General features: G+C 46.6%; 15 protein-coding genes. 12 read left to right on the top strand and 3 right to left on the bottom strand.

Annotated elements, in window-relative coordinates:
* The first annotated feature begins 127 nt into the window (after window positions 1-127).
* The 8 genes from pilB (at window position 128) to SHEWANA3_RS02190 (ending at window position 7,094) form a co-directional block, all read left to right on the top strand.
* On the top strand, window positions 128-1,837 hold the full coding sequence (pilB, locus tag SHEWANA3_RS02225; RefSeq protein WP_011715633.1) for a type IV-A pilus assembly ATPase PilB: 1,710 nt from the start codon (window positions 128-130) through the stop codon (window positions 1,835-1,837).
* Window positions 1,838-1,959: 122 nt separating this feature from the next.
* On the top strand, window positions 1,960-3,231 hold the full coding sequence (locus tag SHEWANA3_RS02220) for a type II secretion system F family protein (RefSeq protein ID WP_011715632.1): 1,272 nt from the start codon (window positions 1,960-1,962) through the stop codon (window positions 3,229-3,231).
* 64 nt (window positions 3,232-3,295) lie between these two features.
* The gene (locus SHEWANA3_RS02215) at window positions 3,296-4,222 is read left to right on the top strand and encodes an A24 family peptidase (protein WP_041412917.1); all 927 of its coding nucleotides are present in this window, start codon (window positions 3,296-3,298) and stop codon (window positions 4,220-4,222) included.
* 93 nt (window positions 4,223-4,315) lie between these two features.
* Window positions 4,316-4,933 (top strand): dephospho-CoA kinase, encoded by a 618-nt coding sequence (gene coaE / locus SHEWANA3_RS02210; protein WP_011715630.1) that lies wholly within the window; start codon window positions 4,316-4,318, stop codon window positions 4,931-4,933.
* Window positions 4,926-5,660, top strand: coding sequence for a cell division protein ZapD (zapD, locus tag SHEWANA3_RS02205; RefSeq protein WP_011715629.1), 735 nt, complete (start codon window positions 4,926-4,928; stop codon window positions 5,658-5,660). The genes coaE and zapD overlap by 8 nt, the downstream gene beginning before the upstream one ends.
* Before the next feature lie 107 nt (window positions 5,661-5,767).
* On the top strand, window positions 5,768-5,977 hold the full coding sequence (yacG, locus tag SHEWANA3_RS02200) for a DNA gyrase inhibitor YacG (RefSeq protein ID WP_011621218.1): 210 nt from the start codon (window positions 5,768-5,770) through the stop codon (window positions 5,975-5,977).
* A gap of 34 nt (window positions 5,978-6,011) precedes the next feature.
* The gene (mutT, locus tag SHEWANA3_RS02195) at window positions 6,012-6,410 is read left to right on the top strand and encodes an 8-oxo-dGTP diphosphatase MutT (protein ID WP_011715628.1); all 399 of its coding nucleotides are present in this window, start codon (window positions 6,012-6,014) and stop codon (window positions 6,408-6,410) included.
* A 147-nt stretch (window positions 6,411-6,557) separates the two neighbouring features.
* Window positions 6,558-7,094, top strand: a complete 537-nt coding sequence (locus tag SHEWANA3_RS02190) for a thioredoxin family protein (RefSeq protein WP_011715627.1) — start codon at window positions 6,558-6,560, stop codon at window positions 7,092-7,094.
* 74 nt (window positions 7,095-7,168) lie between these two features.
* Here the strand turns inward: SHEWANA3_RS02190 and SHEWANA3_RS02185 are convergent, their stop codons facing one another.
* Window positions 7,169-8,095: an exopolyphosphatase gene (locus tag SHEWANA3_RS02185; protein ID WP_011715626.1), complete on the bottom strand. Its 927-nt coding sequence runs from the start codon at window positions 8,093-8,095 to the stop codon at window positions 7,169-7,171.
* Complete coding sequence (rhlB, locus tag SHEWANA3_RS02180) at window positions 8,096-9,415, bottom strand: ATP-dependent RNA helicase RhlB (protein ID WP_011715625.1); 1,320 nt, start codon at window positions 9,413-9,415, stop codon at window positions 8,096-8,098.
* Window positions 9,416-9,567: 152 nt separating this feature from the next.
* Between rhlB and trxA the strand changes: the two genes are divergently transcribed.
* Window positions 9,568-9,894: a thioredoxin TrxA gene (trxA, locus tag SHEWANA3_RS02175; RefSeq protein ID WP_011070766.1), complete on the top strand. Its 327-nt coding sequence runs from the start codon at window positions 9,568-9,570 to the stop codon at window positions 9,892-9,894.
* 211 nt (window positions 9,895-10,105) lie between these two features.
* A complete protein-coding gene (rho, locus tag SHEWANA3_RS02170; RefSeq protein WP_011621213.1) occupies window positions 10,106-11,371 on the top strand; it encodes a transcription termination factor Rho in 1,266 nt (421 codons plus the stop codon).
* Between the two features lie 177 nt (window positions 11,372-11,548).
* Here rho and SHEWANA3_RS02165 read toward each other — a convergent pair whose 3' ends face one another.
* Window positions 11,549-12,481, bottom strand: coding sequence for a LysR family transcriptional regulator (locus SHEWANA3_RS02165; RefSeq protein WP_011715624.1), 933 nt, complete (start codon window positions 12,479-12,481; stop codon window positions 11,549-11,551).
* A gap of 118 nt (window positions 12,482-12,599) precedes the next feature.
* Here SHEWANA3_RS02165 and SHEWANA3_RS02160 point away from each other — a divergent pair, with 118 nt between their 5' ends.
* Entirely contained in the window at window positions 12,600-13,622 is a 1,023-nt protein-coding gene (locus SHEWANA3_RS02160; RefSeq protein WP_011715623.1) for a zinc-binding alcohol dehydrogenase family protein, read from the top strand.
* Window positions 13,619-13,903 (top strand): putative quinol monooxygenase, encoded by a 285-nt coding sequence (locus tag SHEWANA3_RS02155; protein WP_011715622.1) that lies wholly within the window; start codon window positions 13,619-13,621, stop codon window positions 13,901-13,903. The genes SHEWANA3_RS02160 and SHEWANA3_RS02155 overlap by 4 nt, the downstream gene beginning before the upstream one ends.
* The last annotated feature ends 22 nt before the right edge of the window (window positions 13,904-13,925 follow it).

The raw sequence follows: 13,925 nt of genomic DNA, 5'->3' as shown, positions 1-13,925 counted from the left end.
AAGCGGTATATAAATTCGCATCCTTATGATGATACTCATTTTTTTGTGATTATTTGAGCTTTTTTATATATGACAAATAACCTTTTTGCCGCTATGATGGAAAAACTAATGGAGATAGGAGTTTTTCATGCCATCCGCTGGCCTTCACCTGGGATTATCCACCCTTTTCATCCGTAAAGGTCTGCTTAATGAAGAGCAGATGGCGAGTGCCATCACTAAATCCCGCCAAAATAAACAAACCTTAGTCACTACCTTAGTGCAGACTAAGCTAGTGTCGGCTCGCAGTATTGCCGAGCTTTGCTATGAGGAATACGGCACCCCGCTGCTGGATTTAGCCGAATTTGATGTTAGTGCCATTCCCGAAGAGTTTCTGAATAAAAAACTGATTGAAAAGCACCGCTGCTTACCGCTATTTAAGCGCGGTAATCGCCTCTATATCGCCACCTCTGACCCCACCAATATTGCCGCCCTTGAGGAATTCCAATTTAGTGCAGGCCTACATGCCGAAGCGATTTTGGTGGAAGAAGATAAGCTCGCTAAAGCCCTTGAAAAGGTACTAGAAGAAGATATTACTGGCCTTGATTTAAGCGGCATGGATGAAGCAGCACTTGCCGGTATCGAAGTTACCGATACCGATAAGCGCCAAGAAGAAAACGCAGGAGAAGCCAGCGATGACGCCCCTATTGTTATTTATATCAATAAGATATTAACCGATGCCATTCGTAAGGGCGCCTCTGACTTACATTTTGAGCCCTATGAAAAACGCTACCGTATCCGTTTTCGTATCGATGGTATTTTGCATGAGGTCTCCGAACCGCCCATTAGTTTAGCAGGGCGACTCTCGGCGCGCTTAAAGGTAATGTCCAAGCTGGATATTGCCGAGCGCCGCGTCCCACAAGATGGGCGGATTAAAATGAAGCTATCCCGCACTAAGTCTATCGACTTTCGGGTAAGTACCCTGCCGACCCTGTGGGGCGAGAAGATTGTAATGCGGATATTAGATTCTTCTTCCGCCCAGCTTGGTATCGAAAAACTCGGTTACGAACCCGATCAAGAAAAGCTTTACCTTGAAATGCTAGCCAAACCTCAGGGCATGATATTAGTGACAGGCCCAACGGGTTCGGGTAAAACCGTTTCGCTCTACACAGGCTTAAATATCCTCAATACCGCCGAGCGTAATATCTCCACTGCCGAAGATCCGGTGGAAATTAACCTTGAGGGGGTAAACCAAGTCCATATTAATTTAAAAGCGGGTTTAACCTTTGCTTCAGCACTACGTTCGTTTTTGCGGCAAGACCCCGATGTGGTGATGGTCGGGGAAATCCGTGACCTTGAAACCGCCGAAATTGCCATTAAAGCCGCGCAAACTGGCCACTTAGTATTATCAACCCTGCATACTAACTCGGCGGCAGAAACGCTCACCCGTTTAATTAATATGGGCGTACCCGGCTATAATATTGCCAGCTCAGTTAATTTAATTATTGCTCAGCGCCTTGCACGGCGGCTTTGCACTGAATGCAAACAAGCCGAACAGATACCCGAACATGAGCTACAACGCTTAGGCTTTACCGATGAGCAAATCGCTCAAGGGTTTACCACCTTTAAACCTGTGGGTTGTGAACATTGTTCTGGTGGCTATAAAGGACGGGTAGGTATTTACGAAGTGATGAAGATGTCAGATGAAATTGCCCGTACTATTATGGAAGGTGGCAATTCATTGCAGATAGCAGATCAAGCCAAGGCTCAAGGCATGCGCGACCTGCGGCAATCGGGCCTCCTAAAAGTCCTTCAAGGGGTAACTAGCATTGCAGAAATCAATAGGGTGACAAGCTTTTAAAGTCTACTCATCTATGACGCATAAAGTGCTCGATAGTTTTTATTTAATCGCTTTTGTTCCATTTTTTATACTAACCTAGTACCAATAAAGCTTTAATTAATCACGCCTAACAGGGATTATCTATGGCTACGGCAACTACTGTAAAAAAGCCTCGTGCCAAAAAGAGCGAGCAAAAAAGCCAACCCAAAATCTATACCTTCGAATGGAAAGGCCTTAATCGCGACGGTCAGAAAACCAGTGGTGAACTGAGGGGGGCCTCTGCGGCCGAAATTCGCAGCCAACTCAAATCCCAAGGTGTAAACCCTAAAACCGTACGCAAGCAATCAGCGGCCCTATTTAAGCTAGGTGACGCAAAAATTAGTCCAATGGATATTGCCATGATTACACGGCAAATTGCGACAATGCTTGCTGCTGGCGTTCCCTTAGTCACGACTATTGAGTTACTCGGTCGCGGTCATGAAAAAGCAAAAATGCGTGAGCTATTAGGCTCCATTCTTTCCGAAATCCAATCGGGTATTCCACTATCAGACTCACTACGCCCCCATAGACGCTATTTCGATGATCTCTATGTTGATTTAGTAGCTGCGGGTGAACACTCGGGATCTTTGGACGTAGTATTCGACCGTATTGCGACATACCGTGAAAAGTCTGAAGCATTGAAATCTAAGATAAAAAAAGCCATGTTTTATCCGGCTGCAGTAGTCGTCGTAGCCATTTTAGTAACAACTCTACTGTTACTCTTTGTTGTCCCGCAGTTTGAAGAGATTTTTAAAGGATTTGGCGCGGAATTACCTGCTTTTACTCAGTTGGTGCTTCATATATCCAGAGGCTTACAATCCTCTTGGTATATTTTTTTGGGAGCTATCGTAGCTGGAGTATTTTTGTTTGTTCGCGCCCATAGAAACTCGCAAATGGTTAGAGATCGAGTGGATGAAGCCGTATTAAAAATTCCTGCAATTGGACCTATCTTGCATAAAGGTGCAATGGCGCGTTTTGCTCGAACCTTAGCCACGACTTTTGCCGCAGGGGTTCCGTTAATCGATGGTTTAGAATCTGCAGCTGGTGCATCAGGAAACGCTGTATATCGAAAAGCCATTTTGAAAATCCGTCAAGAGGTGATGGCCGGGATGCAAATGAACGTCGCCATGCGTACCACAGGGCTTTTCCCCGATATGTTGATCCAAATGGTGATGATCGGTGAAGAATCAGGTTCACTCGATAATATGCTAAACAAAGTAGCCAATATTTATGAGATGCAGGTCGATGATGCGGTTGATGGCTTATCAAGCCTTATCGAGCCCATTATGATGGTGGTTATTGGCACGGTTGTTGGCGGCCTCATTGTCGCTATGTACTTACCAATCTTCCAAATGGGTAAAGTTGTAGGTGGTTAAGCCGTTGTAGACTCAATGTTTTCCAGAATTGAAACTGTACTTTTAATAATAACAAGTAACAATGATGACTGACTTTATTTCTCTTTTAAGCCACTCTCTAGCTCAGAGTCCTTGGCTGTTTATTACGTTAAGTTTTGTGTTTGCCGCCACTATTGGCAGCTTTTTAAATGTCGTCATTCACCGCTTTCCGGTGATGATGAAGCGCGAGTGGCAACAGGAGTGCAATCAATATCTACAGGAATATCATGCAGATGTAGTAGAGCAGATTGGTATCGAAAAGCTCAACAAGCCGATAGATACTTACCCTGAAAAATACAATCTCGTGGTGCCAGGTTCCGCCTGTCCTAAATGTAAGACCGCAATCAAACCTTGGCATAATTTGCCGATTGTGGGCTGGTTAATGCTCAGGGGAAAATGCGCCGCCTGCAATACAGCAATCTCCTCTCGCTATCCGATTATTGAGTTAGTAACAGGATTACTCGTTGCAACGCTCGCTTGGCATTTTGGTCCTAGCTGGCAATTTGTGTTTGCTGCGGTATTAACCTTTGTATTGATTGCATTAACGGGTATCGATCTGGATGAGATGCTGCTTCCCGACCAGATGACCCTTCCACTCCTATGGCTAGGATTACTCATTAACCTCAACCATACCTTTACTACTCCAACCGATGCCGTTATAGGTGCTGCAGCGGGCTATTTGAGTCTCTGGTCAGTATTTTGGCTGTTTAAGTTGCTCACAGGTAAAGAAGGCATGGGTTATGGCGACTTTAAACTGCTCGCCGTATTTGGTGCATGGCTAGGTTGGCAAATGCTCCCCCTAGTCATTTTACTATCCTCTTTAGTTGGTGCCCTTGTCGGCATCACGCTCATCGTACTCAAACGTAATCAGCTAGCCAATCCAATCCCCTTTGGGCCCTATATTGCCGCTGCAGGTTGGATAGCCCTGATATGGGGACAACCTATAGTCGATTGGTATCTAAGTACGCTATAAAAACACTGTCTATATCTTTCTTCAGTGTTTAGCATTCAATTTTGTACAGATATAGTCCAAATTGATTAGGTGCCTTATCTAGATGGGAATCTTATGTCCAAGTTTGTTGTAGGTCTAACGGGTGGTATTGGTAGCGGAAAAACTACCGTTGCCAATTTATTTGCCGAAGAAGGTGTCGATTTAGTCGATGCCGATATAGTCGCTCGCGAAGTGGTAGCAAAAGGCTCAAAAGGGCTCGAAGCCATTATCGATCACTTCGGCACTGAAGTATTAACCGAGGCTGGCGAGCTTGACCGAGCCAAGCTACGACAACGGGTATTTAGCGATGAACAACAGCGCCAATGGTTGAATCAGTTGCTCCACCCGATGATCCGCCAAGAAATGTTGTCAGAAGTCGAAAATGCGACCTCTGACTATGTAATTATGGTTGTACCCTTGCTATTTGAGAACGGGTTAGATAGGTTAGTCAATCGGACTTTAGTGGTGGATATTTCGCCTGAGTTGCAAATCAGCCGTACCGTAAAACGGGACAATGTGGACGCCACTCAGGTAAATAACATCATTAATAGCCAATGTAGTCGCAGTGACAAACTCGCCAGAGCCGACGACATTATTGATAATCAGGGAGAGATATCAACACTAAAACAAGAGGTGCAAGCATTGCACCAGCGCTATTTACAATTATCCGGTAATCACGACGCCCATGACTGACTTAGTTTATGAACAGCCTTTAAATGAGAAAATCCGTAGCTACTTGCGGCTCGAATATCTCAATAAACAGCTCAGTAATAACCTAAATCACGACCACCAACATAGATGTTTCTACCCTCTTTTCTCCCTGTGCGAATTATCGGAGCGTTGCGACTATCGCAATGAGGTCCTTAAAGATATCGAACGCAATCTGCTACAACTAAGCAAATGGCAAGAGCTCGACCATGCCGATAGCGAACAGATTGAGTTTTACATTCAAGCATTAATGCAAGCCAGAGAGCCACTTCAGCGTCCCGAGCGCTGTGGTAGTCAACTCAAACAAGACCGTTTTTTATCGGCTCTGCGACAGCGTTTTGGTATGCCAGGCGCCTGCTGCAACTTCGATCTTCCCCAACTGCATTTTTGGCTCGCCAAACCTTGGGAAGAAAGACAGCAAGATTACCAAGCTTGGATCAGCCATTTTGATCCTTTACTCAATCCCATCACGCTTTTGCTTCAGTTAACTCGCAGTACCGCCCATTTCGATAATGCCACCGCCCATGCCGGTTTTTACCAAGGTGACAGCGCTCAAGCACTCTCGCTAGTGCGAGTCAAAGTCGATGCCGCCCACGGCTGCTACCCCACCATCAGTGGCCATCGCAATCGCTACGCCATCCACTTTGTGCAATTCGACCAACAGCGCCACTCTGACCGCAGCATCGAATTCCTACTAGCGACCTGTGCTTGAAGCCTTTACACTAACGACCTCTAAGCTGCTGCCGAGTTAAAGCCGCATAATTGCGATACTCAGCGATTCCCTTGTTATTTCAGTCGACTGCTAAGGAGAAGTCTATTATGCCGTTAACCGTCAACTGTCCAATTTGTAAAACCCCAGTAGAATGGGTCCCACAATCGGAATTCAAACCTTTTTGTAGCGAGCGCTGCAAGATGATTGACCTCGGCGATTGGGCCTCCGAAAAACATGCTATTCCGGTCAAATCTGAGTTTGACCTCGACGCGTTAGATGAACTCGGTTACGACGAAGAAAGCTTTTTCAAAGAGTAATACTCAATAATCAGCCCTTTATAAGCAGAATTTTATGACAAAACGCATTCATGTTGCCGTAGGCATTATCCTCAACCCTAACGGGCAAATCTTACTCGCTAAGCGCCCCGAGCATTTACATCAAGGCGGTAAGTGGGAATTTCCAGGAGGCAAAGTCGAACAGGGCGAAACCGTCACCCAAGCCTTAATTCGGGAGCTAAAAGAGGAAGTCGCGCTAATCGTCAGCGCAAGCGAGCCTTATATGGCGCTAAGCTACGATTATCCCGATAAACAAGTGTTACTCGATATTCACACTGTCAGTGAATTTACGGGAGAGGCGCAAGGGCTTGAAGGGCAACAGATTGCTTGGGTCAATAAACATGAGCTAAGCCATTACGACTTCCCAGAAGCCAATAAACCGATCCTTAGTAAATTATTGGCGCAAACCGAGTAACAAAACCGCTATTTTGCAGGCAAGATTTAGGTTTTACATTAGCGTTACGTGATCTGGGTTGCAGCAAATTCATCCGCAACTTTTAGAAAGCGCAAATTAGTGTTTGAATGCAAACTCATTATTCTTCTTCGATTTCGAGGGCATATCATGCACAATAACGTCAAAGCATTACTCGCCACGACCGCGTTATTTTTTAGTTGCCAAGTACTAGCAAATGGCGGCTGTGGCTTTGAAGAGCAACAACAGGGCTTGATTGCCACCTGCAGCGAGGAGAAACAAGAAGTGATTTTAACCGGTGTCGTTGAAGCGCAACATTTAGTAAAAGATCTCAATGAGTTTGCAGAGGGCTACAAGAGCTATCAGGTGGATACCGCATCCATAGCCCCTCTTAAAAATATCGCTGAGCCAACCGAAATCGTGGTCATCATCGGCACTTGGTGCCCAGACTGCCATCGCGAAACCCCACGCTTTATTCGCATTATGGAAGAAGTGGCTAACCCCAATATCAAAGTGACTTACATCGGGGTTGATCGCAGCAAGCAAGATCCTGAAGGACTGGCGGCAAAATACGACTTCAAACGTATTCCAACCTTTATCGTGCTACAACAGGGTAAGGAAATTGGCCGTATCGTTGAGCGTCCAACCGTTTCACTCGAAAAAGATTTAGTCGAGATTTTAAAGTAATCTCGAGTCGCTAAATAATAAAGGCCGCTAAGTCTACACTTGGCGGCCTTTATCTTTTTAAAATGGAGCCGAAGTTAAATCGCTTCTTCTAAAATTCGCTGCGCCAGCATCACTAACACCCCTTCACGCAGTGCGCCGCCTGATAGCGCCAACTGCTCAATGCCCAAGAATTCAAAGAGTGCGAGTAAAATTGCCACTCCTGCAGCAAATGTCGGTGCGCGTTCGGCACTTAGGCCGAGAATCCCCATAAGGCTGGCATGTTCTTCGGCAAGGATTTCCGCTTTAAGCTGTGTCAACACAGCTAAAGTAATGATTTCAGACTGCTTACGGTGCATTAAGACTTCGACTACAGATTGCACCGCGCCAGAAGCCCCCACCACACAGTGCCATCCTAAGTCTTTTAACCTTTGCCTATGTTCACCTAAGACTTCGAACACTTCCTGCTTGGCATCGTCAAAATCGAGCTCTTGCAACGGGGCATTGTTAAAGAAGCGACGGTTAAAGGTCACGCTGCCCATGGGTAAGCTAGTCTTAAACTGAACTTGGTGGCCATCACCGATTATAAACTCGGTACTCGCGCCACCAATATCGATCACTAAACGTCGACCTTGGCCACAAGTGGTCGCCACCATGCCTTGATAAATAAGCTCAGCCTCACGCATGCCTGAGATAATCTCAATCGGATGACCCAAGAGCGGAATAGCCTTTTGATTAAACTCATCGGCATTATGGATACAGCGCAGTGTCGCGGTGGCAATCACAGCGACATGATTAGGATGGATTTTATGCAGCGCCAACATTTGGGCAAACATCGCTAGACAATCTAGGCCACGCTGCATCACTTCTGCGGTTAAATGACCATCTTCGCCAATGCCTTCGGCTAACCTTACTTTACGTTTGTATTTAGCAATAATCTGTGGCTGACCGCCTTTTGTCTTAGCGATCAGCATATTAAAGCTATTAGAGCCTAAAGTAATGGCGGCATAAGCGGGTGTTGGCATTTAAGGCTGTCTACGCGTCCTGTCATGGCGAGGTGGACGTCCACCACTACGATGGGCACCTTGTGGTCGCCCTGCACCTGAGCGTTCACGTAAATTACGTGCTCCCGCAGGGTGCCTGCGATGAATTTTGACCGGCGGCGGAATATCTTCCAGCAAGGCATCACGGTCATAATTACTCACAGGAATAGAGTGATTGATGTAGGTTTCAATCGCTGGCAAATTCAGAGCGTATTCTTCACAGGCAAAACTGACCGATACACCTTTGTTACCCGCACGCCCAGTACGACCAATACGATGAACGTAATCTTCACAATCATCAGGTAAATCATAATTGTAGACGTGGGAAACATCGGAGATATGCAGTCCGCGCGCCGCAACGTCGGTCGCGACCAGAATATCCAATTGGCCTTGAGTGAATTGCTCGAGAATGCGAATACGCTTCTTCTGCGGCACATCGCCCGTCAGCAGGCCGACACGATGGCCATCCCCTTCAAGCCAAGACCATAGGTTTTCACAGCTGTGCTTAGTGTTTGAAAAAACAATGGCTTTCTCTGGCCAATCTTCTTCAATCAGCGTCAGCAGCAAACGCATTTTGTCTTCTTGGGAAGGATAGAAAATTTCTTCTTTGATGTTCTTGGAGGTTTTTTCTTCGGGGGCTATTTCGACTTTCACAGGTTCATTCATATGATCGTAGGCGAGTTCTTGCACCTTCATCGAAAGTGTCGCCGAAAACAGCATATTCAGACGCTGATCGGCACTGGGCATACGTCGGAATAAGAAACGAATATCCTTAATAAAACCGAGGTCGAACATGCGATCGGCTTCATCTAGCACAACCGCTTGAATACCGCCGAGATTGATAATGCCTTGGCGCACGTAGTCGATAATCCGACCTGTGGTACCAATCAGAATGTCTACACCTTGATCGAGCGTCTTGCGCTGCACATCATAGCTTTCACCGCCATAAACAATGCCCACTTTTAAGTGGCTGTGTTTGGCAAGGAGAATCGCGTCTTTGGCGATTTGAATCGCCAGCTCACGGGTAGGAGCCATAATGATGGCGCGCGGCTGATTTAACTGACGGTTTTCAGGGACAGGCGTCGACAATAAATGGTTAAATGTGGCAACCAAAAACGCCATTGTCTTACCCGTGCCCGTTTGGGCTTGGCCGGCGATATCTTTTGATTGAAGTAATACGGGTAATGATAACGCCTGAATCGGCGTACAAAATTCAAAGCCGTTTTCGGCAAGTGCCTGTTTAACCTCTGGATGCAGAGGAAGGTCGGCAAATTTTTGATTAGATAAATGTGTTTGGCTCATAGCGCAAGCATACCATTTGGGGTTGCAATAAGATACTCGATCGTTTGAAATAGCCACATTGTAAAAAGGTAACTTGAAAAGCTATTTTTCAGCCCCAATATACATGGTAAGCCATTAACAAACCAGCAATGGCAACCAAACTGGAGAACATCATGAGCGATAAAATTATATACCTGAGCGACGACAGCTTCGAAAACGACGTATTAAAGGCCGATTTACCAGTATTGGTAGACTTTTGGGCTGAATGGTGTGGTCCATGTAAAATGATCGCTCCAATCCTTGACGACGTTGCCGAAGAGTACGCAGGTCGTGTGACTATCGCTAAATTAAACGTTGACCAAAACAACGTTTCTCCAGCGAAATATGGCGTTCGTGGTATCCCAACTTTACTGTTATTCAAGAACGGTGAATTAGCGGCGACTAAAGTTGGCGCACTATCTAAAACTCAATTAAAAGAGTTCATCGACGCACAAATCTAATTTGTTGTCGCTATGAGTGACCTCCGGCACAAGCTTTAATTAATTGTGCCGGAATACCCCTAAATTTCTGGACGCCCCGCTTTGTTAGTGCTACTTTAATAACCAGATTCTTTCTAACTAAACCACTTCTCGCTCGTCAATCACTATCCTGAATCACAAACTTTACTGATTGATTGCGGTAAGCTTTGTCGCGTAACACAAGATCCCCAACATGAACTTAACTGAATTAAAAGACACGCCGATATCCGACCTAGTCTCGCTAGCCGAAAATATGAAACTCGAAAATATGGCCCGCGCTCGCAAGCAGGACATTATTTTCTCTATTCTTAAAGCCCACGCCAAAAGCGGCGAAGACATTTTCGGTGGCGGTGTATTAGAGATACTCCAAGACGGATTCGGTTTCTTACGTAGTGCAGATGGATCTTATTTAGCTGGCCCGGATGATATTTATGTATCACCAAGCCAAATTCGCCGCTTTAACATGCGAACGGGCGACACGATTTTTGGCAAGATTCGCCCACCAAAAGAAGGTGAACGTTATTTTGCCCTGCTAAAAGTTAACGAAGTTAACTTCGATAAACCTGAAAACTCTCGCAACAAAATCCTCTTTGAAAACTTAACCCCACTCCACGCAGAAGAACGTATGCGCATGGAGCGTGGTAATGGCTCTACTGAAGACATCACTGCCCGTATTCTGGATTTATGCTCACCTATCGGTAAGGGTCAACGTGGTCTGATCGTCGCACCACCAAAAGCGGGTAAAACCTTATTACTGCAAAACATTGCTCAGTCAATCACCTACAACAACCCAGAAGTTGTGTTGATGGTACTGCTGATCGATGAACGTCCTGAAGAAGTGACCGAGATGCAACGCCTAGTTCAAGGTGAAGTGATTGCATCGACCTTCGACGAACCAGCTAGCCGTCACGTACAAGTGGCTGAAATGGTAATTGAAAAAGCCAAACGTTTAGTTGAGCACAAGAAAGACGTTGTGATCTTACTCGACTCTATCACTCGTTTGGCTCGCGCCTACAACACTGTTATCCCATCATCGGGCAAAGTGTTAACTGGTGGTGTGGATGCAAACGCCCTGCACCGTCCTAAGCGCTTCTTCGGCGCGGCTCGTAACATCGAAAACGGCGGCAGCTTAACGATTATTGCTACCGCACTGGTTGATACCGGCTCGAAAATGGACGAAGTGATCTACGAAGAGTTCAAAGGTACAGGTAACCAAGAACTGCATCTGTCACGCAAGGCCGCTGAAAAACGCGTATTCCCAGCGATTGACTTCAACCGCAGTGGTACTCGTCGCGAAGAAAAACTGACCACACCTGATGAACTGCAAAAGATGTGGATCCTGCGTAAGATCTTAAATCCTATGGATGAAGTCAGCGCAATGGAATTCCTGATCGATAAACTGGCTATGACTAAGACCAACGAAGAATTCTTCACCGCGATGAAACGCGCTAAGTCTTAATCCTAGGTTTAGGGTCAAATCTTTCAAAAAAGCCGCTTAATGCGGCTTTTTTATTGCGCCGAGTTTGGCAGTGCAAGATTAAATCACAGAGCGTTGAGCCCTCTTCAGAGAGGAAATCACGAAGGTAATCCACTTATCAAACCTCAGCGAACTCCCTTAGATTCCCGCATTCAATTGTTATTTAAACTGCGTTTCAGACTTAAGGTATGTCGCTAGGGCACGGCTTAAGGCTTGAGTCTGTTGCCTGAGCATTTCACGAAGTAACAGCACCACGGGCGTGACATGCTCACGCCCAGGGCACACTAAGTATAAATTGACCGATTCGCCCCGATATTCGGGCAGCAAGGGCACAAGGCGCCCAGCCATAATATCCTCCGCCAGATCTAAGCTCGACTTGAACACTAAACCCTTACCAGCCACGGCCCAGCGGCGCGCAATTTCAGCATCATTGGCGCTGCGATTACCCGTCACGCGGATTTTAAATTCCTGGCCATCACGCTCAAATTGCCATTGATCATGGGTGCGGTCATCGAGTTTATAAAACAAACAATTGTGCTGAGCTAACTGTTCTAAGGTTTCGGGTTTACCAAACTTGGCGAGATATTCAGGTGAAGCGCATAGTAATCGGTCGGCGCAGCAAATCGGAAATGCGACCTGATTGGAGTCCTGCGGTTTACCGTAACGCACCGCGACATCAATTTTGTCGTGGTAAAAGCTGCTGATGTTATCACCCAAATGCAGTCGCACCTGTAGCTGCGGAAAATCTAACAGGAAATCATCGAGCCAAGGGACGAATAAGTTACGCCCAAAATCGGATGAAACTGAGAGGCTCAAGGTACCAGAGACTTTACCTTTATCGCTGGCGATCGCCTGCTCCCCGAGTGCAAGATCACTTAAGGCACGGCGGCAATGGATAAGGTAACGCTCTCCCTGTGCGGTTAATCTAAGGCTTCGGGTCGTACGTACAAAAAGGCTGGTATCAAGTTGTTTTTCAAGCCGTTTAATCGCTGCGCTTGCAGATGCTGCCGAGAGTTCCATTTCGACCGCGGCAGCCGAAATACTGCCGCAGTCGGCAACGCGAACAAATAGTGCGAGATCATTCAGCAGCATGATTTTCAAAAATCCTTTGAAAAAATTACAAAGTTTACCCCGTTTATCTAGGCTTTAATATTCCACACAATAGTTGCCATTGACAAGTACAGGCACCAGCCGCAAGCGAGGAATCAAGATGAAAGCCATAGGTTATCAAACCGCGGGAGCCGTCGATGCACCCAATGCATTACAAAACATCACCTTACCCGAACCTACACCGCAAGGTTTTGACCTGTTAGTTGAGGTAAAAGCCATATCCGTTAATCCCGTCGATACCAAAATCCGCACATCGAGCTCAGCTCCAACAGGGGAATATAAAATCCTCGGTTGGGATGCGGTCGGAGTCGTTAAAGCCGTGGGTGAAAAGGTGAGCCTGTTTAAGGTGGGCGATGAAGTCTGGTATGCCGGCGATATTAGCCGCAGCGGCAGTTATGCCGAGTATCAGTTAGTCGATGAGCGCATTGTGGGCCATAAACCGCAAACCTTAAGCAATGCCCAGGCTGCAGCCCTCCCCCTAACCAGTATTACGGCTTGGGAGCTATTGTTTGATCGCTTAGGCTTACCTCAGGATGGCTCGGCCACGAATGCGCGAATTTTGATTATCGGTGCCGCTGGAGGTGTAGGTTCTATCATCACCCAACTTGCGGTCAAGCTGACTGGCGCCGAGGTAATTGGCACAGCATCACGCCCCGAATCTGCCGCTTGGGTGAAAAAGTTAGGCGCGAATCAGGTTATCAATCACCAACAGCCACTCTCGCAGGAACTGGCGAAGTGGGATATTGCCGATGTCACCCATGTGATTAGCCTAACCCAAACCGATAAGCACTTTGACGAAATCGTAAAAGTCCTCAGACCCCAAGGTAAACTGGCACTCATTGACGATCCCGTCGGTCCACTGGACGTGATGAAGCTTAAACTTAAAAGCCTGTCGCTACATTGGGAGCTCATGTTTACCCGCAGCCTCTTTCAAACCGAAGACATGATTGCTCAGCATCATCTGCTCAATCGTATCGCCGAGCTGATTGATGCAGGCACAGTTCAAAGTACCTTTGGCGAACACTATGGCGCCATTAATGCGCAAAACTTGCTTAAAGCCCATGCACCAATAGAGTCGGGTAAGGCCATAGGTAAAATCGTGCTCGAAGGATTTAGCCAATGAAAGTGACAGTTTTTGCGCAAATTCAAGCTCGTTCTGGCCAAGGCAAAGCCTTGTCTCACGTCCTTAAGCAGCTGGTTAAAGCAACCCTGACCGAGGCCGGTTGCTTAGAATACACGCTGCACCAATCCATAGAGGATGCCGATCAGTTTTGGATGTATGAGGTGTGGCAATCCCAAGCAGCCTTGGATGCGCATATGGCAAGCCCGCACTTTAACGACTTTGTGACTAGCTCAAACGCTATCATGGACAAGGCGAGCATTTACAAGGCCTATGCCTGCTAACCTCACCAAGTAAAAAGCGCCT

The sequence above is a fragment of the Shewanella sp. ANA-3 genome (genome assembly GCF_000203935.1).
In the GTDB taxonomy this organism is placed as follows: Bacteria; Pseudomonadota; Gammaproteobacteria; order Enterobacterales; family Shewanellaceae; genus Shewanella.
Note: the sequence above shows the minus strand (reverse complement) of the source record. Positions and strands in the feature narration are given on the sequence as shown.

Excerpts from the sequence above, each read along its gene's own strand:
- yacG (WP_011621218.1), top strand. The coding sequence starts at position 5,768 with ATGCCGTTAACCGTCAACTGTCCAATTTGTAAAACCCCAGTAGAATGG.
- zapD (WP_011715629.1), top strand. The coding sequence starts at position 4,926 with ATGACTGACTTAGTTTATGAACAGCCTTTAAATGAGAAAATCCGTAGC.
- pilB (WP_011715633.1), top strand. The coding sequence starts at position 128 with ATGCCATCCGCTGGCCTTCACCTGGGATTATCCACCCTTTTCATCCGT.
- mutT (WP_011715628.1), top strand. The coding sequence starts at position 6,012 with ATGACAAAACGCATTCATGTTGCCGTAGGCATTATCCTCAACCCTAAC.
- SHEWANA3_RS02155 (WP_011715622.1), top strand. The coding sequence starts at position 13,619 with ATGAAAGTGACAGTTTTTGCGCAAATTCAAGCTCGTTCTGGCCAAGGC.
- SHEWANA3_RS02190 (WP_011715627.1), top strand. The coding sequence starts at position 6,558 with ATGCACAATAACGTCAAAGCATTACTCGCCACGACCGCGTTATTTTTT.
- SHEWANA3_RS02160 (WP_011715623.1), top strand. The coding sequence starts at position 12,600 with ATGAAAGCCATAGGTTATCAAACCGCGGGAGCCGTCGATGCACCCAAT.
- coaE (WP_011715630.1), top strand. The coding sequence starts at position 4,316 with ATGTCCAAGTTTGTTGTAGGTCTAACGGGTGGTATTGGTAGCGGAAAA.
- SHEWANA3_RS02185 (WP_011715626.1), bottom strand. The coding sequence starts at position 8,095 with ATGCCAACACCCGCTTATGCCGCCATTACTTTAGGCTCTAATAGCTTT.
- trxA (WP_011070766.1), top strand. The coding sequence starts at position 9,568 with ATGAGCGATAAAATTATATACCTGAGCGACGACAGCTTCGAAAACGAC.
- rho (WP_011621213.1), top strand. The coding sequence starts at position 10,106 with ATGAACTTAACTGAATTAAAAGACACGCCGATATCCGACCTAGTCTCG.
- SHEWANA3_RS02215 (WP_041412917.1), top strand. The coding sequence starts at position 3,296 with ATGACTGACTTTATTTCTCTTTTAAGCCACTCTCTAGCTCAGAGTCCT.
- SHEWANA3_RS02220 (WP_011715632.1), top strand. The coding sequence starts at position 1,960 with ATGGCTACGGCAACTACTGTAAAAAAGCCTCGTGCCAAAAAGAGCGAG.
- rhlB (WP_011715625.1), bottom strand. The coding sequence starts at position 9,415 with ATGAGCCAAACACATTTATCTAATCAAAAATTTGCCGACCTTCCTCTG.
- SHEWANA3_RS02165 (WP_011715624.1), bottom strand. The coding sequence starts at position 12,481 with ATGCTGCTGAATGATCTCGCACTATTTGTTCGCGTTGCCGACTGCGGC.